This is a genomic window from Pseudomonas sp. LB3P93 (assembly GCF_054898025.1).
Genome location: NZ_CM142713.1, coordinates 273,764 through 291,273 on the forward strand (window position 1 = coordinate 273,764; position 17,510 = coordinate 291,273).

Sequence of the window (17,510 nt, forward strand, 5' to 3'; positions counted from 1 at the left end):
TTCACAGCTAAATTGAACCCGGCTCAGCGGGGGAGTTTGTCTAGAGTTTGACTAAAGTTTGTCTAGATAGAGAGGCTATCCGAGCGCTTCAAAACCCATCGACCTTTGTGCAAACCACCTGATTTTTCAATGGTTTTGTCTCGTGTCGACATAGCATTGAGCAGGTTGCGGAATTTGTTTTGCTTCTGCTTTTCGTCTAAAGCGTCTGAAAGTTTGTCTAGGATCAGCGTCACCAGCTCTTCGCGGGAGGCTGAGCCGTAGTGCCCCAGATAGTCGAGAATCAGGCGCTTGTAATAGGCATCGTCAAAGGCCCGATTACGAATGTAGTCACTTTTGTTGCCGGTGCTTTGCGCGACCTGTGCAGCGGTGTAGTAATTCGGCTTCCGGCCTTCGATAAGGTCTTGCTTACGGAGCATTGCAGCGGCAGCGTCGGTGATTGGTTGCTTCTTCTGGACTCGGTCCAGGAGCATCACCGTATTCAGAGGTAGATCCTCGCGCTCAAGCAACAGGCGTGTGTAGTTCTCGTCTATGACATGCCCATAGATCTCCAGCACAACCTTGTTCGGCTCTGACTTGCTGTAGTCCGGCAACGGAAAAAAGCGACTGCGCTGAGACAGGGTCATGGTGCGGATACCAAAGCCCATGGTGTCGATCATGTTCAGGCTGACCATGGCTTGGGTGAGCCAAGGATTGCGGTAGCGACTCGGGGTTTGCTCGCCGCTGAAATAATCCTCGGGCTGACCCTCAAAGAAACCACCGGCATTTTCGAAGACCAAACGGTCGACGCGTTCGGTAACGATAATCCGTGAGCGCAACTGATAGTCCTGGTGGGCAATGCAGTTGTGCAGTGCTTCAAGTATGACGCGGGTGTCGTACTTGCTGACTTCAGTGGCCAGCAATTGGTTTTGCGGGAACAGCTTGTAGCTGATGTTGCGGATGCGGTGCAGAACCTGAGTGGTGGCCAGCAGAAACGGCGGTGCAAAATGCTCGTAAGCCTGCTCTTCGCCGGTCAATTTCCAAGTGATTTGGGCCAGTGTTGGCAAAAAGTGACTGGATTGCGGTTTCCCCAGCAGTAACAGTGCGGTGCGGGTGATCTGGCCCTGAATAGTAATCTTCGCCTTATCCAGAAAGGTCGCGGTATCCCATGCGGGGATGTCAGCCGCGTATGAGGCGTTGCGATACTTTTCTGAGAATTTCTCCCGCGCCACAATCAGGGCTTGTTCATCCAGATCGGCGAGTGTTGCGCCTTCCACTGTTTCGGCTGACCAGTCGCGATTATCGACTGGCTCGTTCAAAATGGTTTCCAGCCGTTCCTGACGCATTTCAACCAGCGCGTCATCCAGGCGCTGCCAGGCCTTGTCGTGTGCATAGACTGGTAGCCGCGGGCGATGCGGCGGAATGTGGAAAACCCAAATGGTTTTACCCGTATCGTTCGTGGTGAAGTTTTCTACGCAAAAACCTTCCGAATCCAGATTGCTGCAACGCCCCAACAAGCGTTGGCGGATGTTTTCCGGTGTGTAGTCGTGAAACTTTTCGATGCCAACAATCCGTAACGAAGCGTCTTCTACCCCTATTACCAAATGCCCACCGGCCATGTTGGCAATTGCCGACAAATAGCTGGCGATGTCCTCGCCTTTACGCCCGGACACTGCATGGGTGAGGTTCTTGAACTCCTTCCACTCGCACGCGGCATTTTCCTTGGGGAAATGCTCGCGCAGATAAAGCTGAAGGGCGGCTTCGTTCATTCGTTTATTCCGTACTGATCAGGGATGAAGGAAGCGCGGGGCGCAATCCAGCAATTTGTTGATCCTGCCAGGCTGCGTAGGTTTGACCAGAACCTTGGACTGTCCACTCAGTTCGGCCATTGGCATTGCGACCTAAAACAACTGCCGCAGCAGCACTTGGGCTGTTGAATGCGTAATCGTCAGCGAATTTGCGTAAACCATTCGCTGTTTTCGGAAGCACGCCCTCACTGACGACTCGCGTATAAAGCGTCTGATAGTTGTGCGGTGTGCTAGTCCAGCGCTCACTGGCATCGGAGTTCTTGAGTACAAAAAACTCGCCATCGATTTCTTGGGCTAAGGCTTTGATCAAACGGGTTTTGCTAGTCAATTCAAACACTGGTGATTGGCTGACGGTGCTGATGCCAACGCCTGTTGTTTCGCTGATCTGCGAAGGTTTGGTCACTTCACGCAGAAAGTCGAAACCCAGTGCCGGTAACACAATGCGAATTTGATCGAGAAAAAATGCCATGTCGGCGCGATCCGATTCCGGCAGGTTATCGTACTCATGCGCTGTGCCGTTGACGACGATGCAATGCCCGGCACTTCGAGCAATGCGCATCAACCAGCTTTCCAGATACTTGACGTGAGCTTTGGTGAGATTCAGATCTTTGCTGGTGACTAGGCAAACCCGTTCCCAGAAGTCTTTCCCGCCCTGATCTTCCGCTCGGTTATGCTGCTTCAGGCGTTGTGCGACGTCGTCCGATTCACCGATATAAACCCTATTGCGCGGACTTCCGTCTGGGTCTGGGCCCATCAGGAAGTAAACACCCGTGCGTCCGCATTCAGGACGCTGCACGAGCTCGGTCAATTTGCTGCGTGGGCCTGTAAGCACATGGCCGGACCAGTTGATGATCTCGGCGGTTAGTAGGCCATTGGGTGTGCCGTCGATCAGGAACATACGAATGCTGCGGCCTTGGTTCACGAGGCTTCTCGCAGGTCTATTTGGCCGGTGACGGCGGCGGTGATTAGGGCGGTGCGGCGTTCTTTTAGTCGGGTGAGGCTTAGTTCGGTTTTGGTTATTAGGGTGTCGAGGCGAGAAGTCATCTGGGTGAGTGCCGTCAATATTTCGATTTGCTCAGCATCTGGGGGAACTGGAACGGGGAGCTCCATAAGATTGGTTGACGAAATCGAAGCCAAATTCGTGCTTTGTTTAGCGCGACCCATAAAGTAGAACTGGGCCGCTCTGGAACTTGTAAAGGTGTTCAGCCATTGGGGCTGGACGTGGGTTGGTCTAACAGCAAAAACATGATTCTGGTGGATACATTGTTCAACCTCTCCATGCCATATATGTCCGCGCCCGAGCTTGTCAAAATCCCCGCCTTCGTTCATTAAAACATCGCCTTTTTGAAGCAGATAACGATCTAGATCTTCGGTAGGTATATTGATTGTCGATACTTCATCAAGGTTTAGATAGCCATCCTGGACGTTGGCTACACGAAGATATGGGACTTCGATTGTCACCTTATCGGCATTGTCCTTACCTTTAGCTATGCCCGTTTGTACGCTTGCGATAAGTCTCAAACGTTTTACGACCCAGTGTTCGGGGACTTCACCAATCCAATCAACGCCAGAGCCTTTCAATTTCACAGTGGGGTCGAGCCCCTTGGTGACTGCATGGGTAATCAGCGCCTGGCGCTTTTCACGCAGCAGTTCGATAAAACGGGTCTTCTTGAGCAGCAATCCATCTATCTGGGTAATTTCGGATTCAAGGTGATTTGCAATTGAGCTCTGCTCTGAAAGAGGCGGCCATGCGGAAACAAAGTTTCGAGTGAATTCATCCGGGACCCGCTTTAGGCCGCCTGCGCCGGTCATGGCGCCCGCGCCAAATGCTCGGAAGCGGCCGCTTTGGACGATAAAGTTTAGAAAACGCGCATCTGTTTCTGATTTTGGGCGTAATACGGTGAGCTCAGTTGTGCCAAATCCCACTTGCCCTACAAGGTTGCGCAAAAGCGCACCTTTGCCATTCTCGAAGCAGGGTGTCACCTTCGCAAATGCCACGTCTCCATTTTCAAAATATGAATATCCGTTGCGTGCAGTTGCAACTGATCGCGTTTGCTCCAGATTGAGAGATCCGTCTTCTCCTATTGTTTCCATGGGCAGAAAGGACACTTCAGCGTCTAAATCTGCCAAGACGTCTTTGCTGATTGAAGGGTTTAGTTCCGCGAAAAAGCGTAGACGGCTCACCTCCCAATGCTCCGGCACCCGCCCCAACCACTCCACCCCTGAATCCTTATAAGCCGGATACGGCTTGTAATGACTCATGCCGTCACCTCATTCAGCAGAGCAGCGATCTCCGCTTCAACAGCCTTGAGGTCCGCATCAATCTCGCTTAGCGAACGAGGCGGCTGATACTGGTAGAAATACCGGTTGAAGTTGATCTCATAACCAACGATGCCAACTAAACCATCCTTCTCGTCACACTTGCTGGTATCGATCCAGGCATCCGGAACGTGCGGCAGCACTTCGCGAGCGAAGTAGTCTTCGATGCGCTGATTGAGCGGGACGTTTTCGTTTTCACGCAGGTCGCTATCAGCCTGGAGCTGACCTTTTTCATCCAAAATCGGTTGGGCTTCAGGGTCGCGTTCGCCAAAACAGCTGAAAAGCGCTTTCAGCGCAGCTTTGCCAAGCTTTTTGACCCCGGCAGCCTTTAGGAAGGCGGGCAGGTTATCGAAGCTGCCTTCTATCGCGGCGAACTGAGCGATGTGATCGGCACCTTTGCTATCGGCGTATGCAGCGAGCTTCTCGGGCGTGACGCTGAAGCGTAGACGTAGCGGGCGTTCAACGGTAATACGGCGATAGCCGAAGTCAGTGGTGTTGAAGATTTTGCTGCAAGGCGCGTTTTCACCTGCATCGTGCAGGCGAGCAATGTCGGCAATCTGGCCCTCCGAGAGCAGCTTGCGTTTGCTGCCCAGGGATTTACGCATCGGCGTATGCATGGCGGTGGCGTCGATCAGCTGCACTTTGTTCTTACGCGCTGCGTCTTTGTGGTTGGACAGCACCCAGATGTACGTGCCGATGCCTGTGTTGTAGAACAGGTCGTTGGGCAGTGCGATGATTGCTTCCAGCCAATCGTTTTCCAGAATCCAGCGGCGGATTTCTGATTCACCGGAGCCCGCGCCGCCATTGAACAGGGGTGACCCCGACAGCACTATGCCGATTCGGCTGCCACCCAATTCCACTGGCTTACGTTTTGATAGCAAATGCATCAGAAACAGCAGGGACCCATCGCCAACACGGGGGAGACCAGCGCCGAAGCGCCCGGCAAAGCCTTTGTTTTTCTGCTCGTCCTGCACCTGCTTTTGGACTTTTTCCCATTTAACGCCGAATGGCGGGTTAGCCAGGCAGTAGTCGAATTGCTCGTGGGGCAGTTGGTCGTGGGAGAGGGTGTTGCCGAGTTTGATGTTCTTGGTTTCGAAGCCCTGGATCAATTTGTCCGCTAATGAGATCGCGTAAGTCTCTGGGTTCAATTCCTGAGCGTAGGGGATCATGTCCGCCTTAGGGTTCCACTCGCCGACCAGCTCAATTGCGGAGGACAGAAAGCCGCCAGTGCCAGCTGCGCAATCGTAAACGGTACGAATCACGCCTTTTCCATTGAGCGCTTCGTGATCTGGGGCAAACACCAGCGTGGTGGTCAGTCGCACCACATCACGCGGGGTGAAGAACTCCCCGGCAGTGTCGTTGGCCGATTCGGCGAACTTGCGAATCAGGTGTTCAAACACCAACCCCATTTCATGGTTGCTGATGGTGTTGGGGTGCAGGTCGATACTGGCGAACTTCTGGGTGACCAGATACAGCAGGTTGGCGCTTTCGAGGCGGTTCAGCCAGTCGCTGAAATTGAAGTGTTGGAAGACTTGATGAGCATTGGCCGAGAACTTGGCGATGTAGTCTTCCAGATTCGCGCGGGTGCTCGTAGCGCCGACACTGGCCAAGTCGTACTGCGAAATGTTGTAGAAGGTCGCCTCAGCGATTCCAGGCAGGATCAGATCCCGGTCGACGGTGGTGTTCTTCAACGCAGTGAACTGCGTGCGCACTTTGTCGCGGGTGGGTTCCAGCACGCATTCCAATCGACGCAGCACGGTAAAAGGCAAGATGATGCGGCCGAACTCGGATTGCTTGAAATCGCCGCGCAGTACATCTGCAACGTTCCAGATGAAGTCGGCCAGGTTTTGCTGATTCACGAGTGTTCCTCTCAATGCAATGCGAGCCGGGGCCTGACAGCAAGGAGGGATTTGAGTCTGGGTTGTCCCGAATGGAGAACGATCATCCCTGCGCGCAGGCCCTGAGGGCTATCGCCAGCGGGCGATTAAATTGGGCGCAAGGATGCCATTAATCGATGCGCGGGGCATCACCTGTTCGGTTTGTTCATTTTACGAGCGACCCTGTTCGTCATTCCCAGACAAGTCCACCGCCAACGATAAATAGCGCTACAGACAGCGCTTTGCAGCTTTGGTTTTCTGCTCCTTTTCAGAAAAGGAATCCCGAGCATAAATGCGCAAACGTGCCGGGTTTTAAGTCCTCCGCTTGTAGGAACCAGTCGTAGAAGACAGCGGGAATACCGAGCCCATCAAATCCCAGGCATAAAAAAACCCTGAATCTTGCGATTCAGGGTTTTCGGTATTTGGTGCCCAGAGACGGAATCGAACCGCCGACACGGGGATTTTCAATCCCCTGCTCTACCGACTGAGCTATCTGGGCAACGGGGCGCATTAAACGGGTTTTTCAGGGGGTCGTCAAGCAAGTTTTCAAAAAATATTTAATTATTACCGTCGCTTACGATCCGACCCCCGAGAAAGCAGGATTATTCCGCTGGCGGAACGTAGCCGTCAGCTTTGGCGTAATCCTCGCCGGAGAAGTACTTGTCCATCTCGCCCTGAAGATATTTGCGGTCTTCGGCGTTCATCATGTTCAGGCGTTTTTCGTTGATCAGCAGGGTCTGGTGTTTCTGCCAGTCGGCCCAGGCCTTGGCCGAGACATGGTCAAAAATGTCCTGACCTTTTGCGCCCGGGAATGGAGCGCGCTCCAGGGCGGGCAATTCTTCTTTGTACTTGCGGCACATGATGGTGCGGGTCATGACGACTCTCCTGCGTTCAATACGGCAGCCGCGCGTTCGAGCAAGGTTTTGACCGGGGCGGCAAGGCCCAGGCGCGGCGGGGTGGCGAGGTTATACCAGAGCCAGTCGGCCTCGGCCACGTGATGGCCGGCCTCCTGGACCTGAACCAGCCAGGGTTCGATGGACAACTGAAAGTGGCTGAAGGTGTGCACCAGGCTCGGCAGCGCTTGTTGCGTGCCCAGCTCAAGCGAGTGCTGCGTGGCCAGATGTTGCAAGTCGTCGAGGTCGTCGAGTTCCGGCAGGCTCCAGAGACCGCCCCACAAGCCCGTAGAAGGGCGACGGTAAAGCAGAATCGCGCCTTCGCCGTTGGCGAGCATCGGCATCAACGTGCGCTTCTGTGGCACGGCTTTGCGCGGCTTGGGAATCGGGTAGCGGGTCTCCAGGCCGAGCATGTGCGCTTCGCAGCCCTTTTCCAGCGGGCACAGCAAGCAGCTCGGTTTGCTGCGGGTGCAAAGCGTGGCGCCCAGATCCATCATCGCCTGGGTGTAGGCGTTGACCCGATCATGCGGCGTGAAGCGCTCAGCGTTCGCCCACAGCTGTTTGGCGACTTTCGGCTCGCCCGGATATCCCTCTTGCGCGGTAAAGCGCGCCAGGACCCGTTTGACGTTACCGTCGAGGATCGGCGCCCGCAGGCCCATGCTCAGGCTGGCGATGGCGCCGGCCGTGGACAGGCCGATGCCCGGCAGATCGACAAGCTTTTCAACATCCCTCGGAAACTCGCCGCCGTACTCCGCCACGACAATCTTCGCGGTCTTCTGCAAATTGCGCGCGCGGGTGTAGTAACCGAGGCCGGTCCACAGGTGCAGCACTTCGTCTTCCGGCGCGGCGGCCAGGGCTTCGACCGTCGGCAGCGAGGCCATGAAGCGGTCGAAGTAATTCAGCACGGTGCTGACCTGGGTTTGCTGCAGCATGATTTCCGAGACCCACACCCGATACGGCGTGATGCCTTGTTGCCAAGGCAAATCGTGGCGGCCGTGGCGGTCGTACCAGTCCAGCACCGCCGTTGAAAACTGCTCGGCTCTCATCGCTTGAACAGCCCCTTCAGCGCATTTTTCAGCTCAGGGCTGACTTTGTCGCCAAGCTTCTCGTCGATTTTTTCGCTGATTTTTTCACCCGCCAGTTTAGTGGCGACCTGTCCCATGCGGTCGTTATCGAGGCGGCAAGCCTTGGCGCCCAGTTCCAGCGGGCCACGGCAGCGCAGCGGCCACTCGATGCCAACGAACTTCTCGCCGACCTGGCAGGCCGGGTCCGGCATGTCGCTCTTGTCGCCTTCGACGATCACGCCCACGCGGTAATCCATGCCCAGCACCCGCAGGTCGACGTCGCCGTCACCCTTCACGGTCATGCCCGGGATGCGTACCTTCAAGTCCGGGTTGCTGGCCACGCCGTTGCGGAAGGTCAGGTTGCCGTTGAGCTCTTGGAACGGTGTGTCCTTGCCCCGTGGCTCGCCGCTGAGGGATTTGCGGTTCAGGGTGGCGATGCCTTTGCACAGCTGTTGCTCGAGGTTGGCATTGAGCAGCACGCCGTTATTGATGACGAAACTGGCGTTGCCGTTGAGGGTGTCGATCAGTGCTTGCTGGCTATTGCCGCTGCCGGTCAACGCACTGTTGAGCGTCACCAGACCTTTGACCGGTGGATTCTTCCCTTGGCTTTCGAGGATTTTTTCCACAGGCACTTTGGTGATGCTGGTCTGCATGCTCAACGCTGGCATTTCCTGGCGCACGTCCAGGGTGCCCTTGGCTTCGAAGTTACCGCCGTAGAGGTCGCCGCGCAGGTTCTCGAGAGTCAGCAGGCCGCCCTGGCCGGTGGCCTTGAGCGCTGCGTTCTGGATCGGCAGTTTGTCGAGGGTCAGCAGGCCGAAGGTCAGGTCCGCGTCTACGTCGAGTTTGCTCAAACGCTCGACCGGCAACAGGCGTTCAGTACTCCACGCAGTTTTGGTTGGTGCGGCGGGCAACGGTGTGCTGCCGGCACCCGCCATGGCATCGGCTTCGGTGCTGGCGACTTCGGCCTGACGCACTTGTGTCGCGCTATTGGCTTCGGCGGATTTCGGTGGCAGGTAACGATCAGCGTTGAAGGTGTCAGCCTTGAGGGTTGCGCGCAGCGATTGTTTGGCGAAGTCCTCGACGGCGATACGGCCGCTGAAGGTGCTGTCGTCGACTTTCAGATTGATGTCGTCGAACGACACGCTGGTCGGCGTGCCCGCAAGGCGGCTCACCAATTCGACCTTGCTCAGGCTGCCTTCCGCCATGGCCGGGAGTTTCTGGCCGATGCTGTCGACGAATTTCGCTAGATCAAACTGGGCGATCGAAATGCCGCCGCTGATTTGCGGCGTCTTGTCGAGGTCGTTGACCTTCAGTTCGCCCAGCGCGCGCAATTGGTTGGCGGAGATCTTGATGCCGGTCCATTCGGCGACGTTCGCGGCTTTATCCAGCAGCAACTGGCCTTGGGCGGCGAAGGTCATAGTTTTGCCTTGCAGCGGATCGCCGGCGACTTCGCCGGAGAGCTTCATGTCTTCGAATTTGTAGCGCTGCAATGCGCGTTCAAAACGCAGCTCGCCATTGAGCTCGGTACGCACTCGCAGGACCGGCTGGTTGGTGCCGAGGAACGCCGTGAGTTTGACCGGAATGTTGGTCGAGTCGTGGACCGGGCCGGTACTCAGCTGGATGCTCTCGGCGCTGAACTGCTTGCCGGTCTTCTCGTCGCTGTATTCAACGCGGGCGTTGTTGACGGTCAGGCTGTCGATGTCCAGGCGAATCGGCTGGGCCGGTTTTTCCGCCTGGGCAGTGGTGTCTGGCGCCGGAGCAGGTTCGCCGGGAGTGACCGGCGGGGTGGCCGGATTGGCTGGCGCCGGGGCTTTGCCAATGTCTTCCCAATTACCGTGGCCGTCCTTGTCGCGGTTCAGGCGCAGGTTCAGGCCTTCGACGCGCACATCACTCATCTGCACTTCGCGGCGCAGCAGCGGCAGTACGCGCACTGACAGGCCAAGCATTTGCAAGTCGGCGAACGGCTCGGTGGGTTTGGCCAGGGTCGCGACACTGGCTTCGTGCAATTCCAGGCCGAGCCACGGGAACAGGCTCCAGCCGATATCGCCATTGAGCGTCAGCTCGATGTGGGCCTTGTCGCGGGCAATCTGGCGGATCTCGTCTTTATAGTCGTTGGGATCGAAGAGGTGGGTCAGGGCAAAGCCCAGCGCCACAATGATCAGCAACAGCCCGAGAAGTACCAGACCCAGGATTTTGCCGAACGCTTTCATGGGCGAGTCCTTGTAGTTAGTCGAATTCGAAATTTAGCCGGGGAGTATAGCGCTCCGAAGCGGACGACCGGTCAGCGATCACGCCGGCAGTACATCCAGCGGCACTTTCAGCTTGGCGGCCAGTGCCTGCGCTTCGAGATGCCCGGCAGGCGCGAGCAGTCGCAATGTCACGCCCGACTGCGACGCCATTTTCTGCGCTTCGTTCACCAGACGCTCGGCAACGCCACGACGACGGGTAATTTTTCGTACGCAAATTTGGGACAAGTGCCAAACATCAGCGTGCCGCTGCAAACGGGCGGCTCCAAGCAGCCGATCATTGAAGCGTCCGGCGATCAGCGAGCCATCGCCCAGGCAGCCTTCAATCAGCTGTACATCCCCTGAATACGGGGCGAACAGCCAGTCCGGGGCGTCGCGGTAAATTTTTTGCAGGTCTTGCTGATCCTGGTAAGTGGCTTCGTGCAGCAGCTCGACAATGATTGGCATGGAGGCTCCTTCAGTGGTACGAGAACAGACAACTTACATAAAGGTGATATCACTTTGGTTTTTCTGTCACGTACAGATGGTAACCTCTGCCAGTTCGTCCGTCCTTCTGCGACGTGATGTCGCACCAAAATGGAGCTTCACCTGAAAAAGACAGTCATGCGTGCGCATAAGGCTGGGGTCGAAGAGTGGCTGGCGAACCATACTAATAATTGGGGGATACACAATGACCACGAGCATCACGGCGGACGGTCTCAACGCCGATCAGCCCGCGTTCCTGTCCAAGGAACGCATCATCGCCAAGCCCGGTTTCAACCGTTGGCTGGTACCACCGGCCGCTTTGGCCATCCACCTTTGCATCGGCATGGCCTACGGCTTCTCGGTGTTCTGGTTGCCGCTGTCCAAAGCCCTGGGCGTGACCAAGGCAGTGGCTTGTGCACCGGACATGAGCTTCATCTCGCAAGTGTTCTCGTCGCAATGTGACTGGCCGATCTCGATGCTCGGCTGGATCTACACGCTGTTCTTCATCTTCCTCGGCTGCTCGGCAGCGATCTGGGGCGGCTGGCTGGAACACGCCGGGCCGCGCAAGGCTGGCGTCGTATCGGCGCTGTGCTGGTGTGGTGGTCTGCTGATTTCAGCGCTGGGGGTCTATACCCACCAGATCTGGCTGATGTGGATCGGCTCCGGGGTCATTGGCGGTATCGGCCTGGGGTTGGGTTACATCTCGCCGGTGTCGACGCTGATCAAGTGGTTCCCGGACAAGCGCGGCATGGCAACCGGTATGGCAATCATGGGCTTCGGCGGTGGTGCGATGGTGGGTGCTCCGCTGGCCGCAGCGCTGATGGGTCACTTCGCTTCGGCAGACAGCGTCGGCGTGTGGCAGAGCTTCCTGGTGATGGCCGCGATCTACTTCGTGTTCATGATCGGTGGCGCACTGTCCTACCGCGTGCCGCCAACCGGCTGGAAGCCTGAAGGCTGGAACGCTCCGGCGAAAAAAGCCTCGAACGCGATGATCACTCACCGTCACGTTCACGTGAATGTGGCGTGGAAAACTCCGCAATTCCGTCTGGTGTGGCTGGTGCTGTGCCTGAACGTCTCGGCCGGTATCGGCATCCTGGGTATGGCTTCGCCGCTGTTGCAGGAAGTGTTCGGCGGTAAATTGATCGGTGTTGACTTGCCATTCGGCCAACTGGACGCCGGGCAACTGGCTTCGATCGCGGCGATTGCGGCCGGTTTCACCGGTTTGCTGAGCCTGTTCAACATTGGTGGTCGGTTCTTCTGGGCTTCGTTCTCGGATTACCTGGGCCGTAAAAACACCTATTTCGTGTTCTTCGCCCTCGGTTTTGCCCTGTACGCGCTGATCCCGAACCTCGGTCACCTGGGCAACGTTGCGCTGTTCGTGGCGGCGTTCTGCATCATCCTGTCGATGTACGGCGGTGGTTTTGCGACCGTCCCGGCTTACTTGGCGGACCTGTTCGGTACGCAAATGGTTGGCGCGATCCACGGTCGTCTGCTGACGGCGTGGGCGGCGGCGGGTGTGTTGGGTCCGGTGTTGGTGAACTACCTGCGCGAGTATCAGTTGAGCATCGGCGTTGAACGCGCCGCGGCTTACGACATCACTTTGTACATCCTCGCGGGCCTACTGGTGTTGGGTTTCCTGTGCAACCTCATGGTTCGCCCGGTGGCCGACAAGTACTTCATGACCGACGCTGAACTGGCCGCCGAACAGGCGCTGGGCCACGACAAGGGTGCTGATGCCAGCACCGTGCTGGAGTGGAAAGCGGATGCAGGCACCAAGCCGCTGGCGATTGCCGCGTGGCTGGTGGTGGGCATTCCGTTGGCGTGGGGTGTTTGGGTGACGCTGCAGAAGACTGCAGTACTGTTTCACTAAGTAAAGCGTAGTACCCCTGCAGGAGTGAGCCCGCTCGCGATAGCGGTCTGACAGTCGACAGAAATGTTGACTGTGAGGCCCTCATCGCGAGCAGGCTCACTCCTACAGTTGTTTTGGGGTGTCTGAAATAGCTTGTATGGACATGTCTACCCGCGACAGCGCGGGGTTCTGTCCGTCAGTCATATCGCCTCCCGTGTTTCTGTTTCGCGCCCGCGCCCCTATAATGGCTGCCTTTTTCGCCCAATGATTTTGCGGAGCTGGTGATGGCCGAACGTAAGGCGTCAGTCGAGCGCGACACTCTGGAAACCCAGATCAAAGCCTCGATCAACCTGGATGGCACCGGAAAGGCCCGATTTGATATCGGTGTTCCTTTTCTTGAGCACATGCTGGACCAGATCGCCCGTCACGGGCTGATCGACCTGGATATTGTCAGCAAGGGCGACCTGCATATCGACGACCACCACACCGTGGAAGACGTCGGTATCACCCTGGGTCAGGCCTTCACCAAAGCCATCGGCGACAAAAAAGGCATCCGTCGCTACGGTCACGCCTACGTGCCGCTCGATGAAGCGCTGTCGCGCGTGGTGATCGACTTCTCCGGCCGTCCAGGCCTGCAGATGCATGTTCCCTACACCCGCGCCACCGTTGGCGGTTTCGACGTTGACCTGTTCCAGGAATTCTTTCAGGGCTTCGTCAACCACGCCCTCGTCAGCCTGCACATCGACAACCTGCGTGGCACCAACACCCACCACCAGATCGAAACCGTGTTCAAGGCATTCGGCCGCGCCCTGCGCATGGCCGTAGAGCTCGACGACCGCATGGCCGGTCAAATGCCGTCGACCAAAGGCGTTCTGTAATGCAGACGGTTGCGGTTATCGATTACGGCATGGGCAACCTGCACTCGGTGGCCAAGGCCCTCGAGCACGTCGGTGCCGGCAAGGTCCTGATCACCAGCGATGCCGACGTGATTCGCGAAGCCGACCGGGTGGTTTTCCCCGGCGTCGGTGCGATTCGCGATTGCATGGCTGAGATCCGTCGCCTGGGCTTCGATTCGCTGGTACGTGAAGTCAGCCAGGACCGTCCGTTCCTCGGCATCTGCGTCGGCATGCAAGCCTTGCTCGACAGCAGTGAAGAGAACGACGGTGTCGACTGCATCGGCCTGTTCCCGGGCGCGGTGAAGTTCTTCGGCAAAGACCTGCACGAAGACGGCGAACACCTGAAAGTCCCGCACATGGGCTGGAACGAAGTGAAGCAGACGGTGAGTCACCCGCTGTGGCACAACATTCCGGACCTGGCGCGTTTCTACTTCGTGCACAGCTACTACATCGCCGCCGGCAATGCGCGGCAGGTGGTGGGTGGCGGTCACTACGGTGTCGATTTCGCCGCAGCGCTGGCCGAAGGCTCGCGTTTCGCCGTGCAGTTTCACCCGGAGAAGAGCCATACCCATGGCCTGCAATTGCTGCAGAACTTCGCCGCGTGGGATGGTCGCTGGTAAATGGCCGTCAAGAAGAAGCCGCCGATCCTGACCCTCACTCCCGAACAGGAGAACGAGGCCAATCACAAGATCAAACGCTTCATGGAAGACCGCTTCGAACTGGACCTGGGTTCGTTCGAAGCGGCTGAAATCCTTGAGCTGTTTACCCGTGAAATTGCGCCGCACTATTACAACAGGGCGATTTTCGATGTGCAGACGCACCTCAAAGAGAGGTTCGAAAGCATCGAAAGCGACTTGTGGGCGCTCGAGAAAAACTGATTTCCGAGCGAAGCTGAACACTCGAATTTGAAGGTTTGCCAGATGCTGATTATTCCCGCTATCGATCTCAAGGACGGTGCCTGTGTTCGTCTGCGCCAGGGCCGCATGGAAGATTCCACAGTGTTCTCCGATGACCCGGTGAGCATGGCTGCCAAGTGGGTGGAGGGCGGTTGCCGCCGTCTGCATCTGGTCGACCTGAACGGCGCCTTCGAAGGCCAGCCGGTCAACGGCGAAGTGGTCACCGCCATCGCCAAGCGCTACCCGAACCTGCCGATCCAGATCGGCGGCGGTATCCGTTCCCTGGAAACCATCGAGCACTATGTGAAAGCGGGCGTGAGCTACGTGATCATCGGCACCAAGGCCGTGAAAGATCCGGCCTTCGTTGCTGAAGCCTGCCGCGCGTTCCCGGGCAAGGTTATCGTCGGTCTCGACGCTAAAGACGGTTTCGTCGCCACCGACGGCTGGGCTGAAATCAGCACCATTCAGGTGATCGACCTGGCCAAGCAATTTGAAGCCGACGGCGTGTCCGCGATCGTTTATACCGACATCGCCAAAGACGGCATGATGCAGGGCTGCAACGTACCGTTCACCGCTGCGCTGGCCGCTGCCACGCGCATTCCGGTGATCGCTTCCGGCGGTATTCACAACCTCGGTGACATCAAGTCGCTGCTCGACGCCAAGGCACCGGGCATCATCGGCGCGATCACCGGCCGGGCGATCTACGAAGGCACCCTCGACGTCGCTGAAGCCCAAGCTTTCTGCGATTCGTACAAAGGCTGAGGACTGACCATGGCGCTGGCCAAACGCATCATCCCTTGCCTGGACGTGGACAACGGCCGGGTCGTCAAAGGTGTGAAGTTCGAGAACATTCGTGATGCCGGCGACCCGGTGGAAATCGCCCGTCGCTACGACGAGCAAGGTGCCGACGAGATTACCTTTCTCGACATCACCGCCAGCGTCGATGGCCGCGACACCACGCTGCATACCGTCGAGCGCATGGCCAGCCAGGTGTTTATCCCGCTGACCGTGGGCGGCGGCGTGCGCACCGTGCAGGACATTCGCAATCTGCTGAATGCCGGCGCGGACAAAGTCTCGATCAACACCGCAGCGGTGTTCAACCCGGAATTTGTCGGCGAAGCGGCGCAGCATTTCGGTTCGCAATGCATCGTCGTCGCCATCGACGCGAAGAAAGTTTCTGGTCCGGGCGAAACCCCGCGTTGGGAGATCTTCACTCATGGCGGCCGTAAACCTACCGGTCTCGACGCCGTTGAGTGGGCGAAGAAAATGGAAGGCCTCGGTGCCGGTGAAATCCTGCTGACCAGCATGGACCAGGATGGAATGAAAAACGGCTTCGACCTGGGCGTCACGCGCGCCATCAGCGATGCACTGGGTATCCCGGTGATTGCCTCCGGTGGCGTCGGCAACCTGCAGCATCTGGCCGACGGCATCATCGAAGGCCACGCCAGTGCAGTGTTGGCGGCGAGTATTTTCCACTTCGGCGAATACACCGTGCAGGAAGCCAAGGCCTACATGGCGCATCGCGGGATCGTAATGCGCTAAACAAATCCATGCAGGCCAGTGGACAGCATGGCGGGCTCAGGGCACTCTTGGGCACGCCATGGATTTCGGTAGCCCGACATGATCAAACGCCTTCTTCTTGTCCTCGCCAGCGCTTCTCTGTTGCTCATCAATGGAGTCCACGCTGAAGAAAGTCCCGACACCGACCTGGTGTTGCTGACGGAAAATTTCCCGCCGTACAACATGGCGAAGAACGGCAAGAACTTCGCTCAGGACGAGAACATCAACGGTATCGCCGTGGACATCGTCCGCGAGATGTTCAAACGTGCCGACGTCACCTACAGCCTGACGCTGCGCTTCCCTTGGGAACGAATCTACAAACTCGCCCTTGAGAAACCCGGTTACGGCGTGTTCGTGATGGCGCGCTTGCCTGACCGCGAGAAGCTGTTCAAGTGGGTCGGCCCGATTGGCCCGGATGACTGGATCATGCTGGCCAAGGCGGACAGCAAGATCAGCATTGAGTCGCTGGAACAGGCGCGCAAATACAAGATTGGTGCGTACAAGGGCGATGCGATTGCCGAGACGCTGGCCAAGCAGGGCTTGAAGCCCATTGTGGTGCTGCGCGATCAGGACAATGCGAAGAAGCTGGTCAGCGGTCAGATTGATCTGTGGGCCACGGGCGATCCGGCCGGGCGTTATCTGGCGCGTCAGGAAGGTGTGAACGGCCTCAAAACGGTACTGCGCTTCAACAGCGCCGAGCTCTATCTGGCGTTGAACAAAGACGTACCGGACGAAGTGGTGGCCAAGCTCCAGGCCGCGCTGGATCAGCTGCGCAAAGAAGGTGTGGTGGACGACATCATGGCGCGGTATCTCTGATGCCTGACACCGAATCGTGTGTGTGACGCGGAGCATCACGGGAGGCATTACCACGCAGAGCGTGGGAACGATCTGGTTCAGCGATAAACTCCATCCTTGCCATGAGCAGCCGTCGCGCGATTGCTGCGCACGCTGATCATCTGTTTGATGTCGATCCAGTCAATCCCCTGAGCCTTGAGCTTGGGCAACTCCCGCTCCAGCACCGCCAGTGTCTGCGGATACGGATGCCCGATCATCACCACCGAGCCCTGCTTTCTCGCCAAACTGATCGCCGTCTGTAGCTGCGTGAAAATCGCCGCTTCAGTGCGCTCATCATCCAGAAACACATCCCGCGAAACGCTCGCCAAACCGATCTTCTGCGCCTCGGCCGCCGCGACCGTCTGCGCGCTGGTGCGGCTGTCGACGAAAAGCTTGTGCCGGCGCTGCAAGTCCGCCATCAACCAGGCCATGGCCGGTTGTTGAGCGGTCATGCGGCTGCCCATATGGTTATTGATGCCAGCGGTATAAGGCACGACCTTGAACGCCGCATTCAGGCGTTTCTCAAGTTCGTCGATGGGCAAATCGGGATGCCAGGCGAACGGGCCGGTGGCCGGGTCCATGGGCATGTGCAGGATGACGATCTTGCCGGCGCGATGAGCCTCGCGGGCGAATTCGGTGGCGTGGGGCGTGTCGGGCATGATCGCCGCAGTCACCGGGCCGGGGAGGGCGAGCACGCGGCGATCCCGGGGCAGGTTCTGCCCCAGGTCATCAATGATCAGAGTGATGTAGGCCTTTTGAGGGGCGGGCGTTGCATGAGCAACACCCGCCAGACAACACAACAGACCGAAGAGTAACCGCAGGCGCAC

The 17,510-nt window shown here is 57.7% G+C and carries 16 protein-coding genes and 1 tRNA gene; 7 read left to right on the forward strand and 10 right to left on the reverse strand.

The genetic code is table 11. The features are described from left to right. Nucleotides 1-62: 62 nt before the first annotated feature. The 9 genes from ACYZT8_RS01245 to ACYZT8_RS01285 form a co-directional block, all read right to left on the reverse strand. Nucleotides 63-1,745, reverse strand: coding sequence for an ATP-binding protein (locus ACYZT8_RS01245; protein ID WP_461978590.1), 1,683 nt, complete (start codon nucleotides 1,743-1,745; stop codon nucleotides 63-65). Nucleotides 1,746-1,749: 4 nt separating this feature from the next. Beyond that, complete coding sequence (locus ACYZT8_RS01250; protein ID WP_461978592.1) at nucleotides 1,750-2,706, reverse strand: GIY-YIG nuclease family protein; 957 nt, start codon at nucleotides 2,704-2,706, stop codon at nucleotides 1,750-1,752. Further along, a complete protein-coding gene (locus ACYZT8_RS01255; RefSeq protein ID WP_461978594.1) occupies nucleotides 2,703-4,046 on the reverse strand; it encodes a restriction endonuclease subunit S in 1,344 nt (447 codons plus the stop codon). The genes ACYZT8_RS01250 and ACYZT8_RS01255 overlap by 4 nt, the downstream gene beginning before the upstream one ends. Beyond that, a complete protein-coding gene (locus ACYZT8_RS01260) occupies nucleotides 4,043-5,962 on the reverse strand; it encodes a type I restriction-modification system subunit M (protein ID WP_461978596.1) in 1,920 nt (639 codons plus the stop codon). Before ACYZT8_RS01260 ends, ACYZT8_RS01255 begins: the two co-directional genes overlap by 4 nt. 441 nt (nucleotides 5,963-6,403) lie before the next feature. Beyond that, a tRNA-Phe gene (locus ACYZT8_RS01265) sits at nucleotides 6,404-6,479 on the reverse strand. Nucleotides 6,480-6,582: 103 nt separating this feature from the next. Then, nucleotides 6,583-6,855 carry an oxidative damage protection protein gene (locus ACYZT8_RS01270; protein ID WP_007949047.1) on the reverse strand — a complete coding sequence of 91 codons (273 nt, stop codon included), beginning with the start codon at nucleotides 6,853-6,855 and terminating at the stop codon, nucleotides 6,583-6,585. After that, nucleotides 6,852-7,919 carry an A/G-specific adenine glycosylase gene (gene mutY / locus ACYZT8_RS01275; RefSeq protein ID WP_461978598.1) on the reverse strand — a complete coding sequence of 356 codons (1,068 nt, stop codon included), beginning with the start codon at nucleotides 7,917-7,919 and terminating at the stop codon, nucleotides 6,852-6,854. Before mutY ends, ACYZT8_RS01270 begins: the two co-directional genes overlap by 4 nt. Beyond that, nucleotides 7,916-10,147, reverse strand: a complete 2,232-nt coding sequence (locus tag ACYZT8_RS01280) for an AsmA family protein (RefSeq protein ID WP_461978600.1) — start codon at nucleotides 10,145-10,147, stop codon at nucleotides 7,916-7,918. Before ACYZT8_RS01280 ends, mutY begins: the two co-directional genes overlap by 4 nt. A 78-nt stretch (nucleotides 10,148-10,225) precedes the next feature. After that, entirely contained in the window at nucleotides 10,226-10,630 is a 405-nt protein-coding gene (locus tag ACYZT8_RS01285) for an acetyl-CoA sensor PanZ family protein (RefSeq protein WP_461978602.1), read from the reverse strand. 223 nt (nucleotides 10,631-10,853) lie between these two features. Here ACYZT8_RS01285 and ACYZT8_RS01290 point away from each other — a divergent pair, with 223 nt between their 5' ends. The 7 genes from ACYZT8_RS01290 (at nucleotide 10,854) to ACYZT8_RS01320 (ending at nucleotide 16,665) form a co-directional block, all read left to right on the forward strand. Beyond that, on the forward strand, nucleotides 10,854-12,518 hold the full coding sequence (locus ACYZT8_RS01290) for an OFA family MFS transporter (RefSeq protein WP_461978604.1): 1,665 nt from the start codon (nucleotides 10,854-10,856) through the stop codon (nucleotides 12,516-12,518). 263 nt (nucleotides 12,519-12,781) lie between these two features. After that, nucleotides 12,782-13,375 (forward strand): imidazoleglycerol-phosphate dehydratase HisB, encoded by a 594-nt coding sequence (gene hisB / locus ACYZT8_RS01295; protein ID WP_461978606.1) that lies wholly within the window; start codon nucleotides 12,782-12,784, stop codon nucleotides 13,373-13,375. Then, on the forward strand, nucleotides 13,375-14,013 hold the full coding sequence (gene hisH, locus ACYZT8_RS01300) for an imidazole glycerol phosphate synthase subunit HisH (protein ID WP_461952287.1): 639 nt from the start codon (nucleotides 13,375-13,377) through the stop codon (nucleotides 14,011-14,013). The genes hisB and hisH overlap by 1 nt, the downstream gene beginning before the upstream one ends. Beyond that, nucleotides 14,014-14,271: a DUF2164 domain-containing protein gene (locus ACYZT8_RS01305; RefSeq protein ID WP_008024930.1), complete on the forward strand. Its 258-nt coding sequence runs from the start codon at nucleotides 14,014-14,016 to the stop codon at nucleotides 14,269-14,271. A gap of 42 nt (nucleotides 14,272-14,313) precedes the next feature. Further along, nucleotides 14,314-15,051 carry a 1-(5-phosphoribosyl)-5-[(5-phosphoribosylamino)methylideneamino]imidazole-4-carboxamide isomerase gene (gene hisA, locus ACYZT8_RS01310; protein ID WP_010464588.1) on the forward strand — a complete coding sequence of 246 codons (738 nt, stop codon included), beginning with the start codon at nucleotides 14,314-14,316 and terminating at the stop codon, nucleotides 15,049-15,051. Between the two features lie 9 nt (nucleotides 15,052-15,060). Next, nucleotides 15,061-15,831 carry an imidazole glycerol phosphate synthase subunit HisF gene (gene hisF, locus ACYZT8_RS01315; protein WP_007972752.1) on the forward strand — a complete coding sequence of 257 codons (771 nt, stop codon included), beginning with the start codon at nucleotides 15,061-15,063 and terminating at the stop codon, nucleotides 15,829-15,831. Between the two features lie 78 nt (nucleotides 15,832-15,909). After that, complete coding sequence (locus ACYZT8_RS01320) at nucleotides 15,910-16,665, forward strand: substrate-binding periplasmic protein (protein ID WP_461978608.1); 756 nt, start codon at nucleotides 15,910-15,912, stop codon at nucleotides 16,663-16,665. A 77-nt stretch (nucleotides 16,666-16,742) separates the two neighbouring features. On the opposite strand, the gene ACYZT8_RS01325 is transcribed toward ACYZT8_RS01320, so the two are convergent. Further along, nucleotides 16,743-17,510, reverse strand: coding sequence for a divergent polysaccharide deacetylase family protein (locus ACYZT8_RS01325; RefSeq protein WP_461978610.1), 768 nt, complete (start codon nucleotides 17,508-17,510; stop codon nucleotides 16,743-16,745).